Source organism: Caproicibacter sp. BJN0012 (assembly GCF_035986805.1).
Lineage (GTDB): Bacteria > Bacillota > Clostridia > Oscillospirales > Acutalibacteraceae > Caproicibacter.
Genome location: NZ_CP142518.1, coordinates 410,036 through 432,437, shown reverse-complemented (window position 1 = coordinate 432,437; position 22,402 = coordinate 410,036). Strand labels below are relative to the sequence as shown.

Below are 22,402 nucleotides of genomic sequence, written 5' to 3'. Positions count from 1 at the left end.
GAGAAGAGATGCGCAGGGTTTTTGAAGGAATCAGGGTTCTGGACTTCAGCAACAATCTGGCCGGCCCCTGCTGCGCCGCAATTTTTGCGGACCTGGGCGCCGAGGTGATCAAGATCGAGCGCCCCTTCGTGGGGGACGACAGCCGCGCGATCGCGCCCCGAATCGAGGGCCAGTCTCTGCAGTATATCTGGTTCAACCGCGGAAAAAAATCCGTGGAGCTGGCTCTCGACGACCCGGAAGCTCAGGAGATGGCCAGAAGTCTGATCAGGGATGCGGATATCCTGGTGGAGAGCTTCAAACCGGGCAATATGAAAAAATTTGGCCTGGACTACGAGAATGTGGTTCAGATCAATCCCAAGCTCATTTACTGCTCCATTTCCGCGTGCGGGCAAACCGGGGCATATGCAAAAAAGCCCGGCTTCGACATCATCGCCCAGGGGATGTCCGGGCTGATGGATCTGGCCGGCGAGCCGGACGGAGCGCCCGTAAAGCAGGGAGTCACGATCGGCGACTATGTCGGCAGCTTCAACGCGTACGGCGCAATTGTAACCGCTCTGTATTACCGGAACCTGACGGGAGAGGGCCAATACATAGATATTTCGCTTCTGGACGGCCTGGTGAGCTGCAACAGCACCCTTGAAAACGCGGCGACGCTGGACGCTTATCCCACGCGCTCGGGGCGGCACCACCAAACGATGGCTCCCTATGGCATTTACCTCGGCAAGAACGGTCAAAGCGTCGTGATTGCCGCGTACACCCCTTCCATGTGGAAAAGGCTGTGCACCGCAATGGAGAGGCCCGACCTGATCGACGACCCCCGTTTCTGCTCCGTTCTGCTCCGGGCTCAAAACATCAGGGAGCTGGTGCCCGAAATCGAGGGGTGGCTGAGCCGGTTTGACAGGATCGACGACGCAATCAGCCGGATGGAAGGCAACGGAGTCGCCTGCTGCAAGATCAAATCCACTCACGAGGTCGCGAACGATCCGGTGCTGTGGGAAAGAGGCAGTCTGGTCGAAATTCCGACCCAGCCCAGCTTCAGGAACGTGAAGTCAATACGGGCGCGCGGGCCATGGATGCAGTTTTCCAAAACGCCGATGGAGATGAAGCGGGCCCCCGACCTCGGCGAACACAGCGCGGAGGTCTTTGCCCGCTACGGTTGGAACGAAGAGAAGGTTCATGTGCTGAAAGAGAAGTGGAAAATCGCCGCTGAATGCAAAAAGAACCCCAAATGAGCTTTTTTACACCAATTGAGGAGGAATGTATTCATGCAAGAAGCAATCCAAAAAATCAAGACCGATAAGACCTGGACCAGGAATATGCTGCTCGCAATCGCCATCTATGCTGTCTTCCAGTTTATCCTTCCGGCGCCGGCGCCGATCACAAAAGCCGGCATGGGAGTCGCCGGGATCTTCCTCGCGACGCTTTTCCTGTGGATCAAGGTGGGAATCGGCTGGACCAGCATTCTCTGCGTCGGCATGATGGGCACCACCGGAGTCTGCAGCGCGACCGATTTGTTCGAAAAGACCTGGGGCAATTCCATGGTTCCCTTTGTCGTGGCTTGTTTCCTGCTCAATATCGCAATGGCGGAAACGGGCTTTACCCGCAGATTCGCAATGTGGTTTATCACCCGCCGAATCTGCAAGGGCAAACCCTGGCGGATCATGTTCATGCTTTTTTTGTCCTGCCTGTTGATCGGCCTGGTTTCTACCAGTTCACCGATTGTCATCTTGTACATGGCCATTGCGGAAGAAATGTTCGTTATGACGGGTTACCAAAAAGGTGACGAGCTGCCGAAGGCTACCATGATCAGCATCTTCTGGATGGCTCAGGGCGCCATGTTCATGACTCCGATCTCCCACGTGCTGATCCCGGCCATTTTCGGTTACATGAACAAAGACTTTGGCGTAGACGTCACTTATGCGCAGTTTTCTTCGATCTTTATGCTTTGCGGCCTGATCTGGTTCATCGCCTTCTGGCTCATCTTCCGTTTTATCATGAAACCGGATGTTGAAAAAATGGCGAATCTCGATATTGAGGCGCTTCGTGCTACAATGCCGAAAGTATCGGCCCAGGAGATCATCTCAGCCGTCGTCTACGGCATTGTAATCATTGTCTGGCTCTGCCCGGATCTGTTTACGGCGATAGGCCTGACTGTTTTGGGTAAATATATGAAGAGCCTTGGTACGGCGATCCCCGCGATGGTGGCCGTCGGCGTGCTGGCGATGATCCGGATCGACGACAAACCGGTCCTCGACGTCCAGAAGGCCTGCAAAAGCGTCGCCTGGGGTTCGGTTTTCATGATGGCGGCCGTCATGGGCACGGCCTACCTGTTCGGCCTTAAATCCTGCGGCGTCACCACCTGGCTGGGCCAGACCTTCGGCCCTCTGATGTCTAGGATGTCCCCCCCGATCTTCGTTCTGTTTGCGACGGCCTGGATCGTCATTATGACAAATCTGATGTCCAATACGCTGGTGTCTTCCATGTACACGGTGCTGGTCCCCATTGCCATGACCGTATCCGGCGTAAACCCGATCGCGATCGCCCTGATGATCGCCTCCGCATGCAACGCGGGTTTCGCGACTCCGTCCGCCTGCCCGGCCGCAAGCCTCGCATCCGGAGCCGGTTGGACGCCGGCCGGCTATCAGGGAAAATACGGCTGGGTCCTTGCGGCTGTGACACTGGTCATTATGGCCGCGATCGGTTACCCTCTGTGCAATCTTATGTTTCCTTACCATGCATAATCGGGGCGGCTGCGCCCCCGGAGATGTTATCCTGAATTTGGAGGAGGAGGAAGAATGGCCGGCTATCGATCAATATTCAGCTGTTCCACGCACCGCAACCTTTCGATTGCGGCTCTCGTATGGGCGCTGTTTCAGTTCATCCTTCCGGCGCCCGAACCGATTACCAAAGCGGGCATGGGCGTGGTCGGTGTCTTTTTCGCCACCCTTTGGCTCTGGTGTACCGAGGGTTCCGGGTGGCCGAGTCTGCTCTGCGTAGGCATGATGGGGACCACCGGCATCTGCAAATCCAGCGAATTGTTTTCAAAGACCTGGGGAAGCGAAATGGTCCCGTTCGTTGTGGCCTGTTTTCTGCTGAATGCCATTATGGCGGAAACCGGCCTGACCCGCAGGGTCGCCCTGTGGTTTATCACGCGTCCTTCCTGCAGCGGGAACCCCTGGCGCATCATGTTTATGTTCTTCCTCTCGATTCTGATCGTATGCCTGTTTTCCACCAGCTCGCCCATTATCATTCTGTATATGGCGCTGGCAGAGGAAATTTTCCGGATGACCGACTACCGGAAAGGTGAAAGTCTGGTAAAGGCCACCATGATCGGAATTCTGTTTGTGGCGCAGGGGACCATGTTCATCACTCCGGTTTCCCATATCCTTATTCCGATGGTTTTCGAGTACATTAAAAACGACTTCAACCTCTCCGTGTCCTACGCCGCGTATACAAAAATGATGCTGCCCGCCGGAATCGCGTTCTTCGCGGTCTTCTGGATCATTTTCCGCTACTGGATGAAGCCGGATGTAAGCAAGCTGAAAAATCTGGATATCGACTCTCTGCGAAGATCCGTTCCGAAAATCAGCAAGCAGGAAATCATTGTAGCCCTTGTTTACGGACTTGTCATTGTGGTGTGGCTCTGCCCGGATTTGTTTACCGCGGCAGGAATGAAAGATCTGGGCGGTTATATGAAGAGCCTTGGAACCGGAGTCCCGGCGCTGGCCGCCGCCGGGCTGCTCTGCGCGATTCATGTGGACGGAAAGCCTTTGATCGACATGGGCAAAGCCGTCCGGAGCGTAACGTGGAATTCGGTGTTCATGATGGCCGCAGTCATGGGTACGGCATATTTGTTCGGGCTGAAAAACTGCGGTGTCACAACGTGGATGATGAATTCCCTGAAACCGCTTCTCGGCGGCATGCCCGCATTCCTGTTCGTGCTCTGCGTCGCCGTCTTTATCATTGTTATGACCAATTTTCTCTCGAACACGCTTACCGTTTCCATGTATGCCGTCATCATACCGATCGCGATGAGCGTTGCGGGAGTCAACCCCATCGTGCTTGCGCTTTTGATCGCCGGGGGCGGCAATATTTCGCTGTCCACTCCAAGCTGCTGCCCGGCAGGCGGGCTTGCGTCGGGAGGAGGATGGGTTTCCGTGGGCTACCAGATGAAATATGGCTGGTCTCTCGCCGCCGTCAGCATTCTGCTGCTCTCCTGCGTGGCCTACCCGGTCGGCTGTCTGATTTTTCCGTATTGAATAGAATACGTGTGTCATTGTGAAAGGAAGACAAAGATGATGAAATCTAAAATCTGTGATCTGTTCGGCATCGAGTACCCCATCGTTCAAGGCGGCATGCAATGGCTCGCCGTCCCGGAATTTGCGGCCGAAGTTTCAAATGCGGGCGGGCTTGGCACTTTGAATTCCTCCCTGTACACGTCCAAAGAGGAGTTGAGAGAAGGCATCCGCAGGCTGCGTTCCCTTACGGATAAGCCCTTTGCCCTGAACATTTCCATGCTGCCCGTACAGGTCGCGGGCGAAATGACGAACGATTTTCTCGCCGTCGCGGCCGAAGAAAAGGTTCCGGTGGTCGAATTGGCGGGCCGCGATCCCAAGCCGTATGTCCCCATGCTGAAGGAAGCCGGCGTCAAAGTCATCCACAAGTCCACGGCGATCCGCTTCGCCAAAAAGGCGGAAGCCGCCGGCGTCGACGCGGTATCCATTGTCGGCTTTGAGTGCGGCGGCCATCCGGGCATGGATGATGTCTCCACCATGGTGCTGATTCCCAGCGTGGTCGACGCTGTCAGCGTGCCCGTCATTGCGGGCGGCGGCATCTGCGACAGCAGAAGCTATCTGGCGGCGCGGGCGCTTGGGGCGGAAGGCGTCGTAATGGGCACCCGCTTTGTGGCAACCAACGAATGCCTGATTCATCAGAATTTTAAACAGCTCTTTGTGGACCTGGACGAACGCAGCACCGCGATCGTCCAGCGCTCCATCAAGAACGCCTCCCGGGATATTAAAAACGAGACGATAAAGCAGCTCATGGAATTGGAAAATTCCTCCGATCATCCGCTTACCCTGAAGGAAATCCTGCCGTTTGTGAACGGCAAACGGCAAAGGCAGGCTTACCTGAGCGGCGACGTCAACGACGGCGCGATCCCCGCAGGCGAGTGCATCGGGAGAATTCACGATATCCGCTCTGTGAAAGAGGTGATTGAAGAGATTGCTGTGAACTCTGAAAAAATAATAGCCTCCTGGGTGAACAGATAATGCGCTGAAACCGGAATCGATATCATCTCAAAACAGAAGTTCCAGACAGAAGCCGCCGGATAGAAAAATCCGGCGGCTTTGTGCTGTGCGGCAAAAGGAGCAAACGCTGCAGAAATAGGATTTTTTAGGGCTTACACCATGCCGAGATTTGCAAGCCGGATAAATTCCTTCATTTCTTCGGTCAGCCACTTTTCTTTGTGATAAAAGATTTGACGCGACATCGACATCTGAAAATCCGTAACATTTAAAATAGAAAGCTCCTGCCGCAGCACGCTTTCGCTAACGGCAAAGTGCGGCAGAAAGGACAGACCAAGATTGTGCTTCACCATATTCATAATAAACTCGGTGTGACCCACCTCTAAAAACGGGGTGAGGGAAAGATTGCGGGAGGCAAGGTGCTGCTCCAGCCCGTAACGGTAGTTGTCCCCTTTTTCGGTGAGGAAAAAACGCTCGCCCAGCAAATCTTCCAGGGTCAGGGCGGACTGTTTTGCCAGTGGGGAGCGCGGCGACGAAACAAAAACGATGTACTCCTGCTGTTCTATCACCTTTACCCAGTTGTTGTTGTAAAGCGGGCGATCCAAAATGTAAATAATGTCCACGAGATTATGTTCCATCATTTCGATCAGCTCCGTGGGGGAAGCCGTGGTAATTTTGATCGAGATGTGCGGATGATTTTTATAAAAATACTGCAAAATAGTAGGAAATTTAAAAAAACACAGCGATTCGATAGTACCGATATGCAGTGTATGTTCCAGCGATTCTGATTTGCCCAAAGCCGCCTGTGCTTCGCAAACCTGGTTTAGAATGTTGGTGGCATAGGTCAAAAACTGCTTGCCCGGCAAGGTAAGGGTCACTTTTTTGCCCATGCGGTCAAAAAGGCGGGTATCCAGCTCCCGCTCCAAGATCTGGATTTGAATGGTGACGGCGGATTGAGAGTAGCCAAGCTCCTGCGCAGCTTTGGAAAAGCTTTGTAATTGCACCACTTTTAGAAAGGTATTCAGCTGCCTTATTTCCATCTGCGCAATTGCCTCCAGTCATTATGAATTTTATTAAACTCATCTATAAGAAGTATGAATTGGATTTATACGTATAGTCATGTTACACTATATATTCGAAGAAGTCAATTGCAGAAACTGTTTAAAAAGACATGCCTTCTGCGGTTGACAAGGTGAGTTTTGAAAAACGGAGGGATACATAATGAAAAAGGGAATGGGCCTTGTACCAAAATTGATCATTGCGATTATCCTAGGTATCTTAATCGGGCAGTTTTTGCCTGAATCGATCTGCCGTATTGTGGTGACGGCATCGGGGATATTCAGCACGTTCCTGAAATTTATCATTCCGCTGATGATCGTTGCTTACGTCACCATGGGCATTGCGGATCTGTCCCAGGGCGCCGGCAAGCTGCTGATTATCACTGTCTGCATCGCGTATTCGTCTACGCTCATCAGCGGCACCGCATCCTACATTGTTTCCAGTAACCTGTTCCCGCACTTTATCAGTGCGAACGTGCTGAAGCAGATCGCGGCAACGGCAGACAATTCGCTCTCGTCTTACTTCAACATCGCAATCCCGCCTCTGCTGGATACGCTTTCGGCGGTGGTACTGGCGTTTGTGCTTGGCCTTTGCCTTTCCACCATGCGCGGCAAGGAAATCGGCGATACGCTGTATAACACCATGAAGGATTTTTCCGGCATCATCGACAAAGTGCTGCACACCGCTATCATTCCGCTGCTACCGCTCTACATCTGCGGCACCTTCGTGGATATGACCAAATCCGGCAAAACGTTTGCTATTTTGAGCGTTCTGTGGAAGGTCTTCCTTGTGGTCATCTGCATGCACCTCATCTATCTTGTGCTGCAGTTCTCCCTCGCGGGCGCTATCAGCAAAAAAAGCCCGTTCACTCTTATGAAAAACCAGATCCCGGCGTACACCACTGCGCTTGGCACCCAGTCTTCCGCGGCAACCATTCCGGTTAACCTGCAGTGTGCAGAGGCGGACGGCATCTGCGAACAGATCCGCAACTTTGTGGTACCCCTGTGTGCCAACATCCATATGTGCGGTTCCATGATTACCATCACTGCCTGCGCAACCGCAGTTTGCCTGATGAACCAGATCCCCATCAGCCTTGCGACCGTCATTCCGTTTCTCATGACCCTCGGTGTTGCAATGGTTGCTTCCCCGGGCGCTCCCGGCGGCTCCATCATGACCGCGCTTCCGTTTCTGTACATGATTTTCGGCGTGGAAGCGGGTGACCCGAACGGTCCCATCTGCGCCATCATGGTTGCACTGTACATCACGCAGGACTCCTTCGGTACCGCCTGCAACGTCTCCGGCGATAACGCGATCGGCGTTATTGTCAACAGCATCTACGAAAAATGGATCAAAGCATAAAACGGCGCTTGCGGTAATTTGCTTTGGAGGTACCAAAATGAATGTATTTGACATTATCGGCCCCACCATGATCGGCCCGTCCAGTTCGCACACCGCGGGCGCGGTGGCACTGGGCAGGGTGGCAAACAAGGTGATGAACCAGGCCTCGCCTGCAAAGGTGCGCATCGAGCTTTCCGGCTCGTTTGCACATACCTATAAAGGGCATGGCACCGATCGTGCGCTGATGGCAGGTATCATGGGCTACAAAAGCTACTCGGCGGAAATCCGCGATGCGCTTGACATTGCACAGCAGCGCGGCATTGAATACGAGTTTGTACCCACTGATATCCCGGGCGCACACCCCAATACTGCACGTATCTACATCAAAGGCAAAAACGGCGAGGAATGCACCGTGCAGGGTGCAAGCATCGGCGGCGGCAATATCCGGGTGGATTACATCAACGGTATGCGGGTCGATTTTACCGGAGAACACAACACCATTTTGGTGCTGCACCGCGACAAACCCGGCCTGATCGCCGCTGTGACCAACCTGATGAAGGAAAAATACAAAGAAGTGAACATCGGCAACTTCAGACTGTCACGTCCCGTCAAAGGCGGGGAAGCAATGATGACCATCGAAATTGACGGCATGCCTCCTCAGGGCATGATCGACGATATGAGGGGCATCGAAAACGTGATCAATGTGCTGCTGATTCGCTCCGTGTAACGCCCACGGCGGCAGAGTTAAGGAGAAATTTTCATGTTGCTGTATCAAGCCATAGAAGAACTGCTTGCCGCAGCGGCGGCACAAAATAAAAAAATCAGCGAACTTGTGCTGGCGGACCAAGCCCAGCAGATGGAAAAAACAGAGCAAGAGGTTTATGCCCAAATGGAGCAGAGCTTCGATGTAATGTGTGATTCTGTATTGCAGGGGCAGGGACCGAACCAACGTTCCACCTCCGGGCTGACCGGCGGCGAGGGCTTTAAGATGATGTTCTACTCTGAGCGCACAGCGGGCGGCTTGAGCGGCGTGTTTATGACGCGAGCCATGAGCCGCGCACTCGCGGTGTCCGGCTGCAATGCGGCGATGGGCAAGATCGTAGCGACCCCGACGGCGGGCAGCTGCGGTATTTTGCCGGGGTGCCTAGTGTCGCTGTACGAAGATAAAAAAATGCCCAAAAAAGACATCGTGATGTCGATCTTTACTGCTGCTGCGTTTGGCATCGTGATCGCCCAGCGCGCCTGCCTTGCCGGCGCACAGGGCGGCTGCCAGGCAGAGTGCGGCAGTGCGGCGGGCATGGCTGCGGCCGCGCTGGTAGAGCTGCAGGGCGGTACCCCGCAGCAGGCGGCAGATGCCTGTGCCATTGCCATTGCAAACCAGCTGGGTCTGGTGTGTGATCCGGTGGCAGGGCTGGTCGAAATCCCTTGCATCAAACGCAATGTGTCTGGTGTGATGATCGCTTTTTCTTCGGCGGATATGGCGCTTGCCGGTATACGCTCTGAGATACCGGTGGACGAGTGCATTGATTCGATGGACGAGGTGGGCAGTGCGCTGCCGGCATCGCTGCGCGAAACAGCACTGGGCGGCTTAGCGGCTACCCCCACCGGCATGAAGCTGAAAGAGCAGGTCTTTGGACCCGCCCAGCACTGAGCAGAACAAAAGACGGCCCGCAAGGCACGCAGCAGCGCGTAGCTTTGCGGGCTGTTTTATTTTAAAGAAAAGTTGCGGCAAACGAAAGGCGAGAGTGTTTCGATCTTCGTCCGTAACGAGAAAGGGTAAGCTTTGCTTTCGCAAAAGGCTTTAGAACATTGAGTCATGCCCCCCGGCACAGCCGGGGGGCATGACTTCCCTCGCTTCAGGCGTATCCCTGCCGTTACAAATGCCTTGAAATTACTCGGCGGGACCCTCGTCCGAATGTTTTTCCTGGTTGATTTTGCTGAGGTAACGGTAAATGCTGGCCTGGGAACAGGAGAGATGTTTGGCCACAACCGGAATGGCCCCTTTGAGCATAAAAACGCCTTTCTTGTCCAAAAGCTTGATAATTTCAAGCTTTTCCTCTTGATTCAGCCGGTCGGTCGGGATATTGGCATTGCTCGTGACTGCCAGAAAAGCGTCCTCCATGGCGGAAGAAATATTATCGTAAAACGTCTCGTGCTCCACACTCTCCGTGGCGCTGATCGCAATGTTCTTGGAAGCGTAATCATCGGGATGACAGAGTGAAAAAACTTTTTCGGAAAGATCCCGATAACGGCTGTCGTCAAAATTGATACAAAGCAACCCAACCAGCGCACCTCTCTCATCCTTGATAAACAAGGTCGAGCAGCGCAGGACTTTGCCGTTGGCGGAAAGCCCGCGGTAATTCAGCTTCCAGTCCTGGGTCAGATACGCTTTCTCCGCAATGAGCTGCATTGCCACATTGGTCAGCGGCGCGCCGATGCCGCGCCCGCTGATGGACCCGTTGGCAATGGCCACAATGGAAGGCTGCTTGCAGGAAAGGTCATGCAGTGCGATTTCGTAGTCCGGCCCCAGCATATGGCCCAGAAATTCAACCAGTAACGTATATCGGCGGATCACATCTGAAGTCACAAAATCTCTTCCTTTTCAATAGTGTCAATGGGCAAATATCACCCCTTTTAAGATCGTTCTAATAAAAATATAACACCAATAATAAAGCAAATCAATAAAATTTTCTTAAACAGCCTATCACCCTCGGAAAAGAGTCCATCAAAATCGTGGTATTCCATAATAATTCTAATTGAAGAATGTCGTTTATAAATATTTTTACAAATCTGTTGACAATATTTTATTATGGTGATAATATTTTATTGTACCAAAGGAGGTGAACCATTTGAAGCAAAAAATCAATACCGAAAAAGCGCCTGCCGCCATCGGTCCCTATTCTCAGGGCATCAGGGCCGGAGGTCTGGTCATAACGTCCGGCCAATTGCCGATCGATCCCGCGACCGGCGCATTTCCGGAGGGGATCGAGGCCCAGACCCGCCAGTCCCTTGAAAACTGCAAGAGCGTTCTGGCCGCTGCGGGGGCAACGATGGACCAGGTCGTCAAAACCACCGTGTTCCTCAGCGACATGAATGATTTTGCCGCAATGAACGGCGTATACGCCTTGTTTTTTGACGGCATCTATCCGGCGCGCAGCGCGGTGGAGGTCGCAAGACTGCCCAAGGACGCACTGGTGGAAATTGAGTGCGTTGCCGCCGAATAAGAAAATTTCCACTGATCTTTCTGGGCAAACGGGTCCCGCGTTCATTTTCAGAAAGGTACTGTCCGCTAGTCGCCCAGGCCGGAGCACAAGGCCGGTCGCCGATGACCGGGGTATCCTCTATAATAACGGCGCCATGCGCCAAAAATGGAGGTAAATCATATGGAATACCCACTAAACGTTGAAACCCCTAAATCCTTCTCTTATGTCAAGCGCAACATCCCCACCGTTACGGTCGAACAGCGCGAGCGCGCCCTGCGGTCCACGCATTACAATGAATTTGCGTTTCCCGCAGGCATGTTGACCGTCGACATGCTGTCCGATTCGGGCACCACGGCCATGACCGACCTGCAGTGGAGCGCCATGTTCCTTGGCGACGAGTCCTACGGCCGAAACAAAGGCTATTACGTCCTGCTGGACGCCCTGAGGGATGTGTTCGAACGCGGCGACCAGCAAAAGCGCGTGATCGACCTGGTCCGTACCGGCTGTGAAGATGTTGAGAAGATGATGGACAAAATGTACCTCTGCGAGTATGAAGGCGGCCTGTTCAACGGCGGCGCCGCTCAGATGGAGCGCCCCAACACCTTCCTGGTGCCCCAGGGACGCTGCGCGGAATCCCTGCTGTTCAGCGTAATCGGCAAGATCCTGAATAACCGGTATCCCGGAAAGAACTTTACGATTCCCTCCAACGGCCATTTTGACACCACCGAGGGCAACATCAAGCAGATGGGCTCCACTCCCCGCAACCTCTACAACAAGGAGCTGCTGTGGGAAGTCCCTGCGGGCGGCAAATACAAGAAGAACCCCTTTAAGGGCAATATGGACACGGAAAAGCTGGAAAACCTGATCCGGCAGGTAGGTCCCGAGAATGTGCCTCTGGTTTACACCACCATCACCAATAATACTGTCTGTGGGCATCCCGTTTCTATGGCTAATGTCCGCGAGTGCAGCAAGATCGCACATAAGTACAACATTCCCTACATGTTTGACGCCGCGCGCTGGGCCGAGAACTGCTACTTCATCAAGACCAACGAGGAAGGCTACGCCGACAAGTCCATCTTTGAGATTGCCAAGGAACTGTTCTCCTACTGCGATGGCTTCACCGCCAGCCTGAAGAAAGACGGCCACGCCAACATGGGCGGAGTCCTCGCCTTCCGCGACAAGGGCTACTTCTGGAGAAACTTCTCCGATTTCGACGCCAAGGGCAATGTGACCACCGATGTGGGGATCCTGCTGAAGGTCAAACAGATTTCCTCTTACGGCAACGACTCTTACGGCGGCATGTCCGGCCGCGATATCATGGCTCTCGCCTGCGGACTGTACGAGTGCGGACGCTTCGACTACCTGCACGAGCGCGTCTCCCAGTGCGAGTATCTGGCCCAGGGCTTCTACAAGGCCGGCATTCCCGTGGTGCTGCCCGCCGGAGGCCACGGTGTATACATCAACATGGATCGGTTCTTCGACGGAAAACGAGGTCACGAAACCTTCGCGGGCGAGGGCTTCAGCCTGGAACTGATCCGTCGTTACGGCATCCGCGTCTCCGAACTGGGCGATTACAGCATGGAGTACGACCTGAAGACACCCGAGCAGCAGGCGGAGGTCTGCAACGTGGTTCGCTTCGCGATCAACCGCAGCCAGCTGAGCCAGGAACACCTGGACTATGTCATCGCCGCGGTGGCCGATCTGTACAAGGATCGCGAAAGCATTCCCAATATGCGGATCACCATGGGCCACAATCTGCCCATGCGCCACTTCCACGCCTTCCTGGAACCATACGCTCCCATAAGAAAATAAGCTTCCTCCCAACCAGACCCGGCCTGAAGACAATATTGTGATCAGAATTGTGCAGGCGGCCTTTCCGGCTCTGCCGAAAAGGCCGCCTGCTGATTTCAAAGAGGCCGCCGCAACCTGTATCTTCAAGAAATCAAGTACAATTTCAGGTTCAAACCGTAATTGAATGGAGGAAACAATATGGCTTCTGAAACTCCCGCTCCCGCGACCCGTGATGGCTTCCAGTCAAAATGGGGGTTCATTTTAGCGTGTATCGGCTCCGCTGTCGGCATGGGCAACATCTGGCGCTTCCCCATTCTGGTTTCCGCATGGGGCGGTATGACTTTTCTAATTCCTTACTTCATCTTTGTCATCCTCATCGGCTCTACCGGCATCATTGAGGAGATGTCTCTCGGACGTGCCACAGGCGCCGGTCCCATCGGTGCCTTCGGCACATGTACCGAGCTGCGGACCGGCAACAGGAAAATCGGCGAAGCCATCGGGCTGATCCCCGTCTTGGGTTCCATGGCGCTTGCGATCGGTTACTCCTGCATCGTAGGCTGGATTATCAAGTACACCTTCATGGCGTTCAGCGGCTCCCTCGCCGGAATGGGTCAGAATATGGACGTTATCAGCGGCACGTTCGGAGCCGCAGCCTCCGCCTGGGGCAACAACGCATGGCTGATCATAGGCCTTGTCGTCAATTTCGCCATCATGGCGCTGGGAATCGCCAACGGCATTGAAAAAGCGAATAAAATCATGATGCCCGCTCTGTTTGTGCTGTTTTTGGGTTTAGGCATCTATATCGCCACCCTGCCCGGCGCTTCCGGAGGATATAAATACATATTTACCATCCATCCGGCCGGTCTTGCGGATCCAAGATTGTGGATCTACGCCTTCGGCCAGGCCTTCTTCTCGCTGTCCGTGGCGGGCAACGGCACCGTGATTTACGGCTCCTATCTGAGCAAATCCGAGGACATTCCCAGTTCTGCCCGCAACGTGGCAATTTTTGATACTCTTGCCGCCCTGCTGGCCGCTTTCGTCATCATCCCCGCCATGGCTGCCGGCTCTGCCGAACTGTCCTCCGGGGGCCCCGGCCTGATGTTTATTTATCTGGTCAACGTGTTCAATGGGATGCCCGGAGGCCGGATCGTCGGCATCGTCTTTTTCGTCTGCGTGCTCTTCGCCGGTGTCAGTTCCCTGGTCAATCTGTATGAAGCACCGGTTGCGACTCTACAGGAGAAGTTCGGCATGAAGCGCCTTCCCGCCGTCGTTATCATCGGCGTGATTGGCTGTGTCGTCGCGCTGTGCATCCAGGCGATTGTATCCGGATGGATGGACGTCGTGTCCATCTACATCTGCCCCTTGGGGGCTCTGCTGGCCGGCGTCATGTTTTTGTGGGTCGCCGGAAAGAAGTTCGCTCTCGAAAGCGTCAGCGAGGGGATCAAAAAGCCGATCGGCGGCTGGTTCTATCCATTGGCAAAATATGTGTACTGCGTCTGCGCGCTGATTGCTTTGATCGCCGGCGCCATTCTCGGCGGCATCGGCTGAGGCAAATATTGTGTTTTAGCCGAGTCCTGGGAAATATAAAATATATTACAAATAACTCCCGTATGATAAGGAACGCTTTCATACGGGAGTTATTACATCGTCACCCCCCGGCACAGCCGGGGGGTTCTTTTATATGCAGGTAAAAGTTCTATTTCCCTGCCGCGCCTAAGGCGCTGGTACGGCCGCCATTTGCAAAGAGCATGTTACCTAAATGTCTTTCTGTGTGGAGGGACCTTCGGTGGCCAATCGCGTAACCATTTTGTAAATTTTCCTGTTAGCAATAAAAATTTCCGTTTATTTTATTTTATTTTGTTTAAAAAAAAATCCTTACTATACAATCCGGATCGCGTGTTGTATAACTTAACCAGATAAAAAATCGATCATATTAATAAAAATATTATACAAATTGACAGCATTTTAACAAGCAGTTCTATGGTGTGTTCGCTCGGAATCCCATGGATCTCTCATTTGCGGAGCGGGGACGCTGTTTTGAACGAAAATCGGTAAAACGAGGAGGAAAAGCCATTGGACTCATTTGTAAAAGCAATTTTGTCCGCAAATAGCTGGTTAAATGGCATCGTGTGGGGCATACCGACGCTTATCCTGCTCATCGGAACAGGATTATATCTCAGTATCCGCACGGGATTTATCCAGTTTCGGAAATTCGGCTATATCATGCGCAACACCTTCGGCAGGATCTTCCAAAAGCAGGAAAGGAACAAAGGCTCGGTCACCCCGTTTCAGGCAGTTTCCACCGCGCTGGCCTCTACGGTCGGCACGGGGAATATCGCCGGGGTGACCGGGGCCATCGCCCTCGGAGGGCCCGGAGCGGTATTCTGGATGTGGGTTGCCGCCTGCGTAGGCATGGTCACCAAATACTCTGAGGTAACACTCGCCGTAAAGTATCGGGAGAGGAACAAAGAGGGCGACTGGGTCGGAGGGCCGATGTACTACATAACGAACGGCCTCGGGAAGAACTGGAAATGGCTCGCGGTAGTGTTCTCAATCCTTGGTTCTCTTACAGCCATCGGCACCGGGAATATCACGCAGAGCAATACAATTGCCATTTCGATCAACACCGCCATTCAAAGCTTCCATCCAGATGCAAAGGGGTCTTCGTCCACCATCAGCATTGTCATCGGAATCATTCTCGCAGTGATTGTCGGACTGGTCGTCATCGGCGGCATTTCGCGCATTGGCGCGTTTGCGGAAAAGCTCGTGCCATTTATGGCAATTATTTATATTCTTGCCGCGCTTGTGGTCGTATTTGGCCATATCAACTATTTGGGCCTGGTTCTGGCTGCGATTTGCAAAGGCGCATTTTCTCCGTCGGGCGTGATGGGCGGCGCCGGGCGCGGAATTTTCTCAAATGAGGCGGGGCTTGGCACCGCGCCGATCGCCCACGCGGCCACAAGTGAAACCAACCCGGTGAAGCAGGGGATGTACGGCGTCTTTGAGGTCTTCGTCGATACCATCGTCATATGCTCCCTCACCGCTTTTGCTGTGCTTTCGTCAAGCGTTTCCAAGGATGCCTCCGGAGCGGTAACCTGGTCGATCCCATGGGGCAGCAAAGTCGGAAGCGACCTGACGGCAACCGCGTTTGCGACCGTGTTCGGCAATCAGGCGGCGAGCGTGATCATTGCGATCGGCCTCATCCTTTTCGCGACCACCACCATCGTCGGCTGGGCGCTCTATGGAGCCCGCTGCTGCGAATATCTTTTCGGGAGCAAGTCCATTCCCATCTATCGGGTGATTTACGTCCTTATGGTCTTCTTCGGCTCCACCATGGACCTCAGCGTTGTATGGGACATTTCAGATACGCTTAACGGCCTTATGATGATACCAAACCTGATCGCATTGCTGGGTCTGTCCGGTGTCGTCATCAAAATGACAAAGGCTCATTTTTCAGTCAAAGAAAGTTAAGCCGTGCAAGGGCAATGGGACCGGCGTTTCCTTTGCAGCGGATTTGGCTCTTGATGTTTACGCTTCCGATATGCTTCAAGAAAGCATTGCAACAATATATTTTAAAGGGGGACTTTCCATGATTATCGGTTTGCCAAAAGAAATTAAAAACAACGAATTCCGCGTGGGTATGACACCGGACGGCGCAAAAGCGTTTTGCGATGCGGGCCACACCGTGCTGGTAGAGACAAACGCGGGCCTGGGCTCCGGTTTTACCGACAAAGAATACCGGGACGCCGGCGCGCAGATCCTGGGCAAAGCAGCGGATGTGTGGGAAAAAGCCGACATGATTTACAAAGTAAAGGAACCCATCCAAAAAGAGTATCCGTATTTTCGAGAAGGCCAGACTATTTACACCTATTTTCATTTAGCCGCAGATCGTCCTCTCACAGAGGCTTTATTAAAGTCAAAAGTCCGGGCTGTTGCATTTGAAACGATTTTTGACGCCAACGGCGGTCTTCCCTGTCTGCTCCCCATGAGTGAAATCGCGGGGCGGCTTTCCGTTCAGCAGGGCGCAAAATATCTGGAAAAAACATTCGGCGGCAGGGGCACGCTGCTGGCCGGCGTTCCTGGAGTGGAGCGCGGCAACATCGTGATCCTGGGCGGCGGCGGCGTAGGTACAAACGCCTGCAAAATGGCCGTCGGCATGGGGGCAAATGTAACGGTGCTTGACATCAGCGCCAAACGGCTTGCGTATCTGGACGATATTTTCTTCGGAAAGATCACCACATTGTACAGTACCCGTGCCAACGTTCTGTCGGCAATTTCAAAAGCGGATGTCGTGATCGGCGCGGTTTTGCTTCCGGGAAGAGCGACGCCCAAACTGGTACGCAGGGACGACCTGAAACTGATGAAACCCGGCGCGGTTTTAGTCGACGTCGCTATTGATCAGGGAGGATGCTTCGAAACCTCCCATGCCACCACGCATGACGATCCCGTTTTCCTTGTCGATCAAATTGTCCATTATTGTGTTGCCAATATGCCGGGCGCCGTATCCCGCACCTCTACGCTGGCCCTGGCAAATGCAACGCTTCCATACGGACTGAAGATCGCGAATAAAGGACTGAAGGCCGCGTTGAAAGAGGACGCAGGATTGATGAGCGGTTTAAACTGCTATGACGGCAAATGTACCTTTGCCGGCGTCTCGGACGCATTGAAGCTCGACTACACAAATCCCAGCACGCTGCTGTAAAATAAAAAGCTAACATAAAAGTGATCCACAAAAAATTATTTTGATGTGGATCACTTTTATGTTATATTGCAATTTTTTGACAAAATTTCATCTTGACTAATGATCCCTTAAGTTATATACTTTTTTAAAATTAAAAAGTGTATGCTTGTAATGTTCAAAAGGAGATGCGGCCTTAAGCTAATTAAGTTAACAATTGCAGCGGTAGGGGTATTTAATTTCCCATCCCTCTTGTTGCCTTGTATATCAACCGCATGGGCAATCCGACAAAAATATAACTAGGGCATCATAACCAATTTGATAAGAAGAGAGTGAGTGGGATCGCTTGGATGCAATCGATTATAAAATCTTGGATCTTCTATCAGAAAATTCAAGAACCTCGGCTGCAATGATCGGACAGCAGGTTTGTTTGTCAACCTCAGCCGTAAACGAGAGAATACATAAATTATTAAATAATGTTATCTTGCGTTATACGGTGCAAATGAATCCAAAAGCATTCGGATTAAATATTCATATGCTGGTCGGCATCGCCATGGAGCATTCAAGGTACCATAAAGTGTTTTTTCAAAAGGTCTCCGCCCTGCCGTATGTGAGCCATTGTTTGTATCTAACAGGAGAGTTTGACTTTTTAATCGAAATATTTGCAACTTCTTCGGAAAATCTTCAAAAATATCATGGGCAGCTCAGTATAATGGAGGGTGTTTCCAGCATTCAGACATTTTATGTTCTGGACGAATATAATGCTCCGCCCAATATGTATCTGAGTCAGCCCTAATATCATAAAGTCCAAACCGGCTGGCAACAGAGCGGATGGAAACAAGAAGAGAGCCTATGTTAAAGTATAGGCTCTCTTCTTGTTTCCCGTGTTGGACTCGAACCAACGGCCCAAATTCGGTCAGAGCCGTCCGGTCCGGACTCGCCTACGGCGGCTGCGGCTGAAACCATATTGTTGCAAAAGCGACTCCGCCGCACCGGGTGCGCCCAACCTGGATACATCGCCCCGACTTCAAAATAAAGAAAAAAACAGCAGCCCATGCTCTGCATGAACTGCTGATTTTGGCTCCCCGTGTTGGACTCGAACCAACGACCCTGCGGTTAACAGCCGCATGCTCTACCAGCTGAGCTAACGAGGAATATGAAAATGTTGGCACCACCTATTGTCCCGGGCCGTTACCAGCCAAGTATCTTCGGCGCAAATGAGCTTAACTTCCGTGTTCGGAATGGGAACGGGTGTACCCTCATCGCAATCGGCACCAACTAAATTCCAACCTATTGAATTATCAAACACCAATCCTGTGACCCGTGCGGGATTCGACCGGATGCTCTGCATCCTTCCGGCTTGCGCTTTCGCGCTTCACCACTCTTCGCTAAAATTCTGCCACCGGCAAAACTCCTTAACGCTCAGACCCTCTCGAGTTCGAATCCGCTTTAGAATTCTAGAAATCTTGGTGACCCGTGCGGGATTCGAACCCACGTTAACGGCGTGAGAGGCCGCTGTCTTAACCACTTGACCAACGGGCCATATCAAATCCGACACTTTCGGCCGGCCCGGAGGTCAGGGTCCCTGACCCCTTTTCCGGCTTACCTTTTGGTGCACCATCAGGGATTCGAACCCGGGACACCCTGATTAAGAGTCAGGTGCTCTACCAACTGAGCTAATGGTGCATAGACCATGCGGTCGGCACGCGCCTCCGGCGATCATGCCATCGGCTTACGGGGTTTTCCCGCACTGTTTTTTCAGATACATATCGTACCTTCAAAACTGAATAAAGACTGAGAAGGGAAAAGCGAACTTGAACGGGCAAACCAAAAATATGGTCAAGCCCTCGACCTATTAGTACTGCCAAGCTGAACACGTTACCGTGCTTACACACGCAGCCTATCAACCTTGTAGTCTACAAGGGGCCTTACCAGCTTATGCTGTGGGATATCTCATCTTGGAGTCGGCTTCACGCTTAGATGCTTTCAGCGTTTATCCGATCCGCACATAGTTGCCCAGCTGTGCCACTGGCGTGACAACTGGTGCGCCAGAGGTGCGTCCATCCCGGTCCTCTCGTACTAAGGACAGCTCTCCTCAAATATCCTGCGCCCACGACAGATAGGGACCGAACTGTCTCACGACGTTCTGAACCCAGCTCGCGTACCACTTTAATCGGCGAACAGCCGAACCCTTGGGACCGAATACAGCCCCAGGATGTGATGAGCCGACATCGAGGTGCCAAACCTCCCCGTCGATGTGGACTCTTGGGGGAGATCAGCCTGTTATCCCCAGGGTAGCTTTTATCCGTTGAGCGACGGCAATTCCACTCTCATACCGCCGGATCACTAACTCCAACTTTCGTTTCTGCTCGGACCGTCATCCTCGCAGTCAGGCTGGCTTATGCGTTTACACTCTCCCGCACGGTTTCCGTCCGTGCCGAGCCAACCTTTGAGCGCCTCCGTTACGCTTTTGGAGGCGACCGCCCCAGTCAAACTGCCCGTCTAACAATGTCCCCCGACCGGATTCACGGCCGCAGGTTAGAATTTCAGCAACTTAAGGGTGGTATCCCAAGGACGACTCCGCTCCAGCTAGCGCCAGAGTTTCAAAGTCTCCCACCTATCCTGTACATAAATTACCGAAACCCAATATTAAACTGCAGTAAAGCTCCATGGGGTCTTTCCGTCTTGTCGCGGGTAACCGGCATCTTCACCGGTACTACAATTTCGCCGGGCGGGTAATTGAGACAGTGCCCAGATCGTTACACCTTTCGTGCGGGTCGGAACTTACCCGACAAGGAATTTCGCTACCTTAGGACCGTTATAGTTACGGCCGCCGTTTACTGGGGCTTCAATTCAATGCTTGCACATCTCCTCTTAACCTTCCAGCACCGGGCAGGTGTCAGCCCCTATACGTCATCTTTCGATTTGGCAGAGACCTGTGTTTTTGCTAAACAGTCGCCTGGGCCTATTCTCTGCGGCCTCATCTCTGAGGCACCCCTTATCCCTAAGTTACGGGGTCAATTTGCCGAGTTCCTTAACTACCCTTCTCCCGTTGGCCTTGGAATCTTCTTCCTGTCTACCTGTGTCGGTTTGCGGTACGGGCGCATCGGATATCCCGTAAGACTTTTCTCGCCCTGCTCTAAGCATGCTTCCCTACTAAATTTCGGTCCCTTGCGCCCGGGTCAACCAACGCCCGGGTCATGCCCTTTGCAGGTGTCATCTTACTTAAATCCTTCTGCGGCTACGGAATGTCAACCGTATGTGCATCGGCTACGCCTTTCGGCCTCACCTTAGCTCCCGGCTCACCTGGAGCGGACGAACCTTCCTCCAGAAACCTTAGACTTTCGGCCAATATGATTCTCACATATTTCTCGCTACTCATTCCGGCATTCTCTCTTGAATGAAATCCACCGGCGCTTCCGCTCCGACTTCAACTCTCATTCAACGCTCTCCTACCATACTCAGCCATTCTCCACGCTCTCAATCCTTTTCAGCTTTTAAGCAATTTCGCGTCGCTGCGCGCCGCCAGATTCCTTCTTCACTTTCGCTAATTGAGGTTATGGAGAATGACTGAGCATCCCAAGCTTCGGTACACGATTTTAGCCCCGTTGAATTTTCGGCGCAGGGTCACTCGACCAGTGAGCTATTACGCACTCTTTTAATGAATGGCTGCTTCTGAGCCAACATCCTGGTTGTCTGTGCAACCCCACATCCTTTGCCACTTAACCGTGTTTGGGGACCTTAGCTGTGGGTCTGGGCTGTTTCCCTTTTGACGATGAAACTTATCTCACACCGTCTGACTCCCGTATATCGATTATCCGGCATTCTGAGTTTGATAGGCTTCGGTAGCCTTTCGGCCCCTAGACCATTCAGTGCTTTACCTCCGGTAATCTGATACGAGGCTAGCCCTAAAGCTATTTCGGAGAGAACCAGCTATCTCCGGGTTCGATTGGAATTTCTCCGCTACCCACACCTCATCCGCTACCATTTCAACGGGAGTCGGTTCGGTCCTCCATGGGGTTTTACCCCCACTTCAACCTGGACATGGGTAGGTCACCCGGTTTCGGGTCGAATACAACTGACTTCATGCGCCCTGTTCAGACTTGGTTTCCCTGCGGCTCCGTCCCTTAAGGACTTAACCTTGCCAGTTACATTCACTCGCCGGACCATTCTACAAAAGGTACCCGATCACCCGTTGACGGGCTCTCGGTGCTTGTAAGCACAAGGTTTCAGGTTCTTTTTCACTCCCCTTCCGGGGTCCTTTTCACCTTTCCTTCACAGTACTCTTCACTATCGGTCACTGGGTAGTATTTAGGCTTGGAGGGTGGTCCCCCCACGTTCCCACCGGATTTCTCGTGTCCGGCAGTACTCGGGATACAGCCCGCTCCGCTTTCCCTTCGCATACGTGACTTTCACACTGTCTCGTCGGCCTTTCCATGCCGTTCTGCTCGGGATCGCAGACTCTTTGGCTGTCCACACCCCGAAGGCATTGCTGCCTCCGGTTTGGCCTCTTCCGCGTTCGCTCGCCACTACTTGCGGAATCTCAATTGATTTCTCTTCCTCGCCCTACTTAGATGTTTCAGTTCAGGCGGTTCCCCCCGTAAAGCTATGAATTCACTTTACGGTGACCGGACATAACTCCGGCCGGATTGCTCCATTCGGACACCTATGGATCAAAGCCTGCTTACGACTCCCCATAGCTTTTCGCAGTTTGCCGCGTCCTTCTTCGGCTCCCAGTGCCAAGGCATTCCCCTTGCGCTCTTTGTAGCTTGACCATGTGATCTTTTTGGTTCTTCAAAATTGTAGTTTTTCTATCAGATTAATCTTTTAGAATAACAACTTTTCTCGCTTTATCTGCTTCTCGCTTTATTCAGTTTTCAAGGTACAACCTGAGGTTGACGCACGTCGCGGGTCAGCTTTCAGTTCAAAGAACCTTACCTGCCGCGGCCTTTACCAGCCTGCAGATTACACACAACATTCCTTTTCACTTTCATGAACCGGAGCATTCTATGTATTTGTGGACTCTTTCTGTTACGCGAGCACTTCGCCGACTGTTTCCAGCCCGCCCTGTGCGCGGCGAAACGGAC

At 52.8% G+C, this 22,402-nt stretch carries 15 protein-coding genes, 3 tRNA genes and 2 rRNA genes; 13 read left to right on the top strand and 7 right to left on the bottom strand.

Annotated features, from left to right (window positions below):
- The first annotated feature begins 8 nt into the window (after positions 1–8).
- The 4 genes from VA597_RS02200 to VA597_RS02185 are packed head-to-tail and all read left to right on the top strand — an operon-like array spanning position 9 to position 5,270.
- Positions 9–1,232: a CaiB/BaiF CoA transferase family protein gene (locus VA597_RS02200; protein ID WP_326975025.1), complete on the top strand. Its 1,224-nt coding sequence runs from the start codon at positions 9–11 to the stop codon at positions 1,230–1,232.
- A gap of 33 nt (positions 1,233–1,265) precedes the next feature.
- The gene (locus VA597_RS02195) at positions 1,266–2,741 is read left to right on the top strand and encodes an SLC13 family permease (RefSeq protein ID WP_128741429.1); all 1,476 of its coding nucleotides are present in this window, start codon (positions 1,266–1,268) and stop codon (positions 2,739–2,741) included.
- Positions 2,742–2,795: 54 nt separating this feature from the next.
- Complete coding sequence (locus VA597_RS02190; protein ID WP_128741428.1) at positions 2,796–4,259, top strand: SLC13 family permease; 1,464 nt, start codon at positions 2,796–2,798, stop codon at positions 4,257–4,259.
- Between the two features lie 36 nt (positions 4,260–4,295).
- Positions 4,296–5,270 carry an NAD(P)H-dependent flavin oxidoreductase gene (locus VA597_RS02185; RefSeq protein WP_326975024.1) on the top strand — a complete coding sequence of 325 codons (975 nt, stop codon included), beginning with the start codon at positions 4,296–4,298 and terminating at the stop codon, positions 5,268–5,270.
- 131 nt (positions 5,271–5,401) lie between these two features.
- Here VA597_RS02185 and VA597_RS02180 read toward each other — a convergent pair whose 3' ends face one another.
- The gene (locus VA597_RS02180) at positions 5,402–6,286 is read right to left on the bottom strand and encodes a LysR family transcriptional regulator (protein ID WP_128741427.1); all 885 of its coding nucleotides are present in this window, start codon (positions 6,284–6,286) and stop codon (positions 5,402–5,404) included.
- A 181-nt stretch (positions 6,287–6,467) separates the two neighbouring features.
- On the opposite strand from VA597_RS02180, the gene VA597_RS02175 reads away from it, so the two are divergent.
- The 3 genes from VA597_RS02175 to sdaAA are packed head-to-tail and all read left to right on the top strand — an operon-like array spanning position 6,468 to position 9,294.
- Entirely contained in the window at positions 6,468–7,664 is a 1,197-nt protein-coding gene (locus VA597_RS02175) for a dicarboxylate/amino acid:cation symporter (protein ID WP_205703190.1), read from the top strand.
- 37 nt (positions 7,665–7,701) lie between these two features.
- Positions 7,702–8,370: an L-serine ammonia-lyase, iron-sulfur-dependent subunit beta gene (gene sdaAB / locus VA597_RS02170; protein ID WP_128741425.1), complete on the top strand. Its 669-nt coding sequence runs from the start codon at positions 7,702–7,704 to the stop codon at positions 8,368–8,370.
- Between the two features lie 33 nt (positions 8,371–8,403).
- On the top strand, positions 8,404–9,294 hold the full coding sequence (gene sdaAA, locus VA597_RS02165; protein WP_128741424.1) for an L-serine ammonia-lyase, iron-sulfur-dependent, subunit alpha: 891 nt from the start codon (positions 8,404–8,406) through the stop codon (positions 9,292–9,294).
- Between the two features lie 240 nt (positions 9,295–9,534).
- Here sdaAA and VA597_RS02160 read toward each other — a convergent pair whose 3' ends face one another.
- A complete protein-coding gene (locus VA597_RS02160; protein WP_128741423.1) occupies positions 9,535–10,230 on the bottom strand; it encodes a helix-turn-helix transcriptional regulator in 696 nt (231 codons plus the stop codon).
- 262 nt (positions 10,231–10,492) lie between these two features.
- On the opposite strand from VA597_RS02160, the gene VA597_RS02155 reads away from it, so the two are divergent.
- The 6 genes from VA597_RS02155 to VA597_RS02130 all read left to right on the top strand — a co-directional run bounded on the left by VA597_RS02155 (position 10,493) and on the right by VA597_RS02130 (position 18,111).
- Positions 10,493–10,867, top strand: coding sequence for a RidA family protein (locus tag VA597_RS02155; RefSeq protein WP_326975023.1), 375 nt, complete (start codon positions 10,493–10,495; stop codon positions 10,865–10,867).
- A 159-nt stretch (positions 10,868–11,026) separates the two neighbouring features.
- A complete protein-coding gene (locus tag VA597_RS02150; protein WP_326975022.1) occupies positions 11,027–12,658 on the top strand; it encodes a tryptophanase in 1,632 nt (543 codons plus the stop codon).
- 177 nt (positions 12,659–12,835) lie between these two features.
- Positions 12,836–14,185, top strand: a complete 1,350-nt coding sequence (locus VA597_RS02145; protein WP_326975021.1) for a sodium-dependent transporter — start codon at positions 12,836–12,838, stop codon at positions 14,183–14,185.
- Positions 14,186–14,710: 525 nt separating this feature from the next.
- On the top strand, positions 14,711–16,108 hold the full coding sequence (locus VA597_RS02140; RefSeq protein WP_326975020.1) for an alanine/glycine:cation symporter family protein: 1,398 nt from the start codon (positions 14,711–14,713) through the stop codon (positions 16,106–16,108).
- Between the two features lie 118 nt (positions 16,109–16,226).
- Complete coding sequence (ald, locus tag VA597_RS02135) at positions 16,227–17,339, top strand: alanine dehydrogenase (protein ID WP_128741418.1); 1,113 nt, start codon at positions 16,227–16,229, stop codon at positions 17,337–17,339.
- A gap of 322 nt (positions 17,340–17,661) precedes the next feature.
- Positions 17,662–18,111: an Lrp/AsnC family transcriptional regulator gene (locus VA597_RS02130; RefSeq protein WP_128741417.1), complete on the top strand. Its 450-nt coding sequence runs from the start codon at positions 17,662–17,664 to the stop codon at positions 18,109–18,111.
- A 282-nt stretch (positions 18,112–18,393) separates the two neighbouring features.
- Here the strand turns inward: VA597_RS02130 and VA597_RS02125 are convergent.
- From VA597_RS02125 to VA597_RS02105, 5 genes are all read right to left on the bottom strand, one after another.
- Positions 18,394–18,469, bottom strand: a tRNA-Asn gene (locus VA597_RS02125).
- Between the two features lie 9 nt (positions 18,470–18,478).
- Positions 18,479–18,594: ribosomal RNA gene (rrf, locus tag VA597_RS02120) — 5S ribosomal RNA — on the bottom strand.
- A 188-nt stretch (positions 18,595–18,782) separates the two neighbouring features.
- Positions 18,783–18,857: transfer RNA gene (locus tag VA597_RS02115), tRNA-Glu, on the bottom strand.
- Between the two features lie 68 nt (positions 18,858–18,925).
- Positions 18,926–19,001 (bottom strand) — tRNA-Lys (locus tag VA597_RS02110).
- A gap of 149 nt (positions 19,002–19,150) precedes the next feature.
- Positions 19,151–22,090: ribosomal RNA gene (locus VA597_RS02105) — 23S ribosomal RNA — on the bottom strand.
- Between the last annotated feature and the right edge of the window lie 312 nt (positions 22,091–22,402).

Bases quoted from the DNA above. Each gene is read 5' to 3' on its own strand.
- VA597_RS02190 (WP_128741428.1), top strand. From the start codon at position 2,796: ATGGCCGGCTATCGATCAATATTCAGCTGTTCCACGCACCGCAACCTT.
- VA597_RS02180 (WP_128741427.1), bottom strand. From the start codon at position 6,286: ATGGAAATAAGGCAGCTGAATACCTTTCTAAAAGTGGTGCAATTACAA.
- VA597_RS02195 (WP_128741429.1), top strand. From the start codon at position 1,266: ATGCAAGAAGCAATCCAAAAAATCAAGACCGATAAGACCTGGACCAGG.
- VA597_RS02185 (WP_326975024.1), top strand. From the start codon at position 4,296: ATGATGAAATCTAAAATCTGTGATCTGTTCGGCATCGAGTACCCCATC.
- VA597_RS02175 (WP_205703190.1), top strand. From the start codon at position 6,468: ATGAAAAAGGGAATGGGCCTTGTACCAAAATTGATCATTGCGATTATC.
- ald (WP_128741418.1), top strand. From the start codon at position 16,227: ATGATTATCGGTTTGCCAAAAGAAATTAAAAACAACGAATTCCGCGTG.
- VA597_RS02145 (WP_326975021.1), top strand. From the start codon at position 12,836: ATGGCTTCTGAAACTCCCGCTCCCGCGACCCGTGATGGCTTCCAGTCA.
- sdaAB (WP_128741425.1), top strand. From the start codon at position 7,702: ATGAATGTATTTGACATTATCGGCCCCACCATGATCGGCCCGTCCAGT.
- VA597_RS02200 (WP_326975025.1), top strand. From the start codon at position 9: ATGCGCAGGGTTTTTGAAGGAATCAGGGTTCTGGACTTCAGCAACAAT.
- VA597_RS02150 (WP_326975022.1), top strand. From the start codon at position 11,027: ATGGAATACCCACTAAACGTTGAAACCCCTAAATCCTTCTCTTATGTC.
- sdaAA (WP_128741424.1), top strand. From the start codon at position 8,404: ATGTTGCTGTATCAAGCCATAGAAGAACTGCTTGCCGCAGCGGCGGCA.